This window comes from Blautia sp. HCP3S3_D9 (assembly GCF_052063845.1).
Classification (GTDB): Bacteria; Bacillota; Clostridia; order Lachnospirales; family Lachnospiraceae; genus Blautia_A.
Window position 1 is genome coordinate 1 of the sequence record NZ_JBQHWS010000288.1, and the last position, 606, is coordinate 606.

Consider the following 606-nt stretch of genomic DNA (forward strand, 5'->3'; position numbering starts at 1 on the left):
CTGCCACAGTGCTTTGGATTCTCCTTCCAAACTGCTTCGTAAATTTGTTCTTTGGAGAATACCCATCCCGGATGTTGTGCCAGATAAGCAAGCGTCTGAAACTCATAATGTGAAAGGGGAATATGGTCACCATTATGAATAACCATCTGCTCCTGCAGGTGGATTTCCAAACCGGAGAAGGTAAGTACGTTTAAAGACTCTGTAGTTAGAGATAAGTTCCTGACATGACAACTCGTTTTCTCGTTTAGGAACGTAACCACATCCTGTAAAATTGTGTCTTCCGCTTCAATCATCAGAATCTTCATTTTACTATCATCTCCTTACAAGGGGTACTTCTCCTTAAGTTGTTTACTTCAGGGTATACTTTCTTTTTTACTAATACATAAATCTGATATGCTTCCAATTCCCTGATTTCTGTAATGGACCTATCCAGATAGAATACCGTGGTCTGTATAACCGAACGGTTTTTCTCCCAATAAAGTGAGTCTGTGACAAAAGACTCTTGGTTAAGCCAGCAGGACAAGAGTTCCTTGTTTCTGCTGGTTTCTCTCGTTTTCTGCCATTATAAACCACCGACTTCTGGATAAGTTCTGGATGAGTTATGAA

Annotated in this window: 1 protein-coding gene; it reads right to left on the reverse strand. The window is 40.3% G+C overall.

Annotation, left to right across the window (positions count from 1 at the left end):
* Window positions 1-305: winged helix-turn-helix domain-containing protein (locus ACTNES_RS20945; protein ID WP_441040583.1), on the reverse strand; the 305-nt coding region annotated here is incomplete at its 3' end.
* Window positions 306-606: the final 301 nt, after the last annotated feature.